The following is a 3753-nucleotide window of genomic DNA, read 5'->3' on the forward strand; positions in this document are numbered from 1 at the left end:
CCATCCTTTAGCTGTGCCGGTCGCCATGATGGCCGCCCTTGTGTTAATCTATCATCGTTACTACGATCTTGCTTCGCTCATTTTCGTTGCCTGGGGGCTAATAGATTACGGCATTCGATGGCCAGAGCGGCGGTCACTGCTATGGAAATTGAATATTTCCCTACTAGTAATGGCATCGTATTTTGGATCAAGTAACTTGCCATTTCGACTTCTTGATCCATACTTGAATCGTTTTGGAATGACCACTTTATTTTATCTCAACTGCTATTTCACACTATTTTTGTTTTTGGGGCTTTTGGGGTTGTTTTGTGTCGACAGGTACACTTACAGAAACAAGAATACGGGTGGGGACTTTCTCAACACGGAATTTCCCGTTGCCGCACATGTAACTTCAAATCCCAAGCGTTTCTCGTGTTGAGGAAGCCATGAGTTTACCCAAAATAGTCGTCTTGACCCCAGTAAAGAACGAAGCATGGATATTGGATCGTTTTTTGTCGGTGACCAGTCAATTCGCAGATAAAATCATAATCTTAGATCAATGCTCCACAGACGGCAGCCTGGAAATTTGCTTAAAATATCCAAAAGTTGTCATCCTTGAAAACAAGTCAACGCAATTTAACGAGGCCGAGAGGCAGCAGATACTTCTTCAAGCAGCACGCGATATTGTAACCGAACCGCGCATCATTCTCGCTTTGGATGCGGACGAAATACTCGCGGCGAATGCCCTGACGCAGCCTGGTTGGCAAACAATGCTCAATGCAAAACCCGGCACGATTTTGTGCTTTGAGAAACCAGACTTGTATAATACGCCGGACCTATGTATTCGACATGACACGCCCTGGCCAATCGGCTATGCGGACGACGGTGCGCCGCATACTCCGAAACAGATACACAGTATCCGTGTTCCAATGCCGGCTTCCGCTCCACGGCTGAACCTACACGATATTAAAGTTCTCCATTATGCACTCACTCGGGAAGCCGCACAGGCAAGTAAAATGCGACTCTACAGCGTTTTGGAGAATGCTCTACGAACAACGCCTTCCGTGCTCAGGCGTCGAAGCGTATATAGCGCAACCCGTGACTGGAAGCTAACGGGGAAACTTGAATCAAGTCCGGATGCTTGGTTTAATGGGTGGAGCGAGTGCGGAATTGATACCCACACAATTCAAACTCAAAAATATTATTGGCAGGACTTCGAGGTTCTCAGGCACTTTCAGATTCATGGAGAACGGAAGTTCTGGTGTGATGATATATGGGGTTTCGACTGGGAAGGATGTCGCCTCCATGCGATGTCGATTGGTGTATCTGATGTACCTAACAAGGCGGTGACAAGCCCGCCTCGAATTCTCGGAGTGTTGCTCAAGACACTAATGAACTTTTACGTCCGTCTCCGAACCCTCTTGAACAAATGAAACATAGATTCACGAAAGAATTGGAGAAAACTCCTGCCCAAAGGTTGCTCCGTACTTTTCTCATGAAAGTTCACCGGCGACTTGAGCAGTACTTCAGCTTTGACCAGACCATTCTGCTGAAGCATTTAGACCGGCACAAGGGCTGGGAAATCGGGGAGTATTCGTACGGGCACCCCTCGAAGAGTCCTAAAATTGTGCATTTCGGGGAAGACGCCAAACTAAAAATTGGCAACTATTGTTCGTTTGCGGAGGATGTATGGATTGTCTTTGGAGGTCACCATAGGACGGAGTGGGTAACGACTTATCCCTTCAGTGTCTTGTTTGAGGGTGCGGAAGACACGATCGGACTTCCCTGTGCCAAAGGCGACATCGTGATTGGGAATGACGTCTGGGTCTGCACTGGCGCTATGATTATGGCCGGTGTCACCATTGGGAATGGGGTTGTCGTCGCCGCTCGGAGCGTGGTCACGAAAGATGTTCCCGCGTATACCGTTGTCGCCGGGAACCCGGCGAAGCCGGTCAAAAAGCGGTTCAGTGACGACGTCATCGAGGCCCTAGAGCAGATCCAGTGGTGGAATTGGCCGGTGGAAAAAATACGCGGTGAATTCAAGGGGCTGCTGTCGGACAACGTTCAAGAGTTTGTCGCCAAACATACCATCCGGCATGAGGCAGGCGGACCTTCAAAATGAAGAACTCGCTCGTAACCATCTTGATCCCGACTTACAACCGGGCGGAGTTCCTGCGCGAGGCCATCCAGAGTGCCGTGACGCAGACGCACCGGGAGCTGGAGATACTGATATTGGACGATGCAAGTCCTGACGATACGACTTCTGTTGCCGCTGAATTTGCCGACGACCCGCGTGTGATCTATATTCGGCACCCGAATAATCTCGGGATCGCGGGTAACTGGCGAGCCGGGATCGAGCGGGTGCGGGGCGAGTTTTTCTGCCTGCTGCATGATGACGATACATTTGAGCCGACATTCGTGGAAAGTCTGCTCCAGCCCTTACGGAGCGATCCGAATGTGATTCTGGCTTTTTGTGATCAATGGATGATGGGTACGGACGGGTCGAGAAATGTTGCAGAAAGCGAAGCCTTACAAAAGCGTTTTCGACGCAATCGGCTCTCCGCCGGGATTTTGCCGGACTTCGCTGTTTCTGCGCTGGTTAATTCCAGTATCCCCGTCGGGGCATCGCTCTTTCGTACTGCCATGATTGAGCTGGCCTTTATCGCGGAGCAAGCAAAGGGGTCGATTGACTCTTGGCTGTTTTATCGCTGTGTGGGAACAGGCCGCAGTGCGCATTATCTGCCCGAGCGGCTGATGAATTACCGTACCCACAGCGGTGGAATGAGTTCCAGTATGCCGATCTACATGGCGGAAGGGCACCTGTTCCGATACCGAACTATTTTGAACGATGCAAGCCTAACCCGGATTCATCCTCAGGTCAAGGTTTTGATGGCCGAGACGTTGACAGCACACGGGATTATTCTTTTGGTCACCGGAAAACGTGCCACAGCGAGGCATTCGCTGACGGAGTCGCTGCGCCTGACTTTCTCATTTCGAGCCGCACTTGCCTTTCTACTTTCTTGCGGCGGGCGAGTTGGCACGCAATTCGCACTGGCCGTTCGTCGATAGATGCTGATGAGACTCGCACCCATGAACCCACCCATCCTAAAGAACACCCGCAGAATTACCATAATCGGAGCGGGCGGCTGCCGCAGAGATCGTTGCACGATGAAAGGACTCGCGACTATGCCTACTCCCGACTTCGGCAAAGCGATTGCTTGCCGCAATGCCACCACCCACGGCATGTTTGCCCGTGATATCGTCCTCCACCGCCAGATCGACACCGCCATCAAGCCGCTCGCCCGTGATTTGGAAATCCGAGGCTCGGAAGTGCCCACTGTCGAAGCGACGTTCAGAGCGTGACGCACAGCCTTTCCGTTACTTTCTTCTGTCCCCTGGACAGTAGGCTTTTTCCAGCCTCGGATTTCTAATCCGTGGCTTCGATCTAGGAGCAGCCTCATTTCGACCGTTTCACAACTGAAGATCCCCGTCATCGCCGCCGCCCTGCCGCCCCGGCTCGACGGCATCGGCGACTACACGGCCCTGCTGGCGGCGGAGCTGGCGCGTTCGGCTGATGTCCAAGTGCTAACGGCCCAAACTGACCCCGACCCGGTCCCCGGAGTCGCCGTGGAAACCGTCTTCGACGCCGCCGATCCGCGTAGCGTCTGGAACATCGCACGCACGGTTGCCGCCGACCCGCCGGACTGGGTGCTGCTGCAGTACAACCCGTTCAGCTACGGCAAATGGGGCTTCAACCCGCACCTGCCCCGCATG

5 protein-coding genes are annotated in these 3753 nt (G+C 52.7%); all 5 read left to right on the plus strand.

What is annotated here, in order from left to right; all coding sequences use genetic code 11:
* The coding region (locus Q0R23_RS17765) for a hypothetical protein (protein ID WP_293915224.1) at window positions 1–418 on the plus strand (418 nt) is incomplete at its 5' end.
* Window positions 419–425: 7 nt separating this feature from the next.
* On the plus strand, window positions 426–1412 hold the full coding sequence (locus tag Q0R23_RS17770; RefSeq protein ID WP_293915226.1) for a glycosyltransferase family 2 protein: 987 nt from the start codon (window positions 426–428) through the stop codon (window positions 1410–1412).
* Between the two features lie 62 nt (window positions 1413–1474).
* Window positions 1475–2101: a CatB-related O-acetyltransferase gene (locus tag Q0R23_RS17775; RefSeq protein ID WP_293915228.1), complete on the plus strand. Its 627-nt coding sequence runs from the start codon at window positions 1475–1477 to the stop codon at window positions 2099–2101.
* Window positions 2098–3048, plus strand: a complete 951-nt coding sequence (locus tag Q0R23_RS17780) for a glycosyltransferase family 2 protein (protein WP_293915230.1) — start codon at window positions 2098–2100, stop codon at window positions 3046–3048. Before Q0R23_RS17775 ends, Q0R23_RS17780 begins: the two co-directional genes overlap by 4 nt.
* Window positions 3049–3165: 117 nt before the next feature.
* Window positions 3166–3342 (plus strand): hypothetical protein, encoded by a 177-nt coding sequence (locus Q0R23_RS17785; RefSeq protein WP_293915231.1) that lies wholly within the window; start codon window positions 3166–3168, stop codon window positions 3340–3342.
* The last annotated feature ends 411 nt before the right edge of the window (window positions 3343–3753 follow it).

Source organism: Deinococcus sp. (genome assembly GCF_025362455.1).
Classification (GTDB): domain Bacteria; phylum Deinococcota; class Deinococci; order Deinococcales; family Deinococcaceae; genus Deinococcus.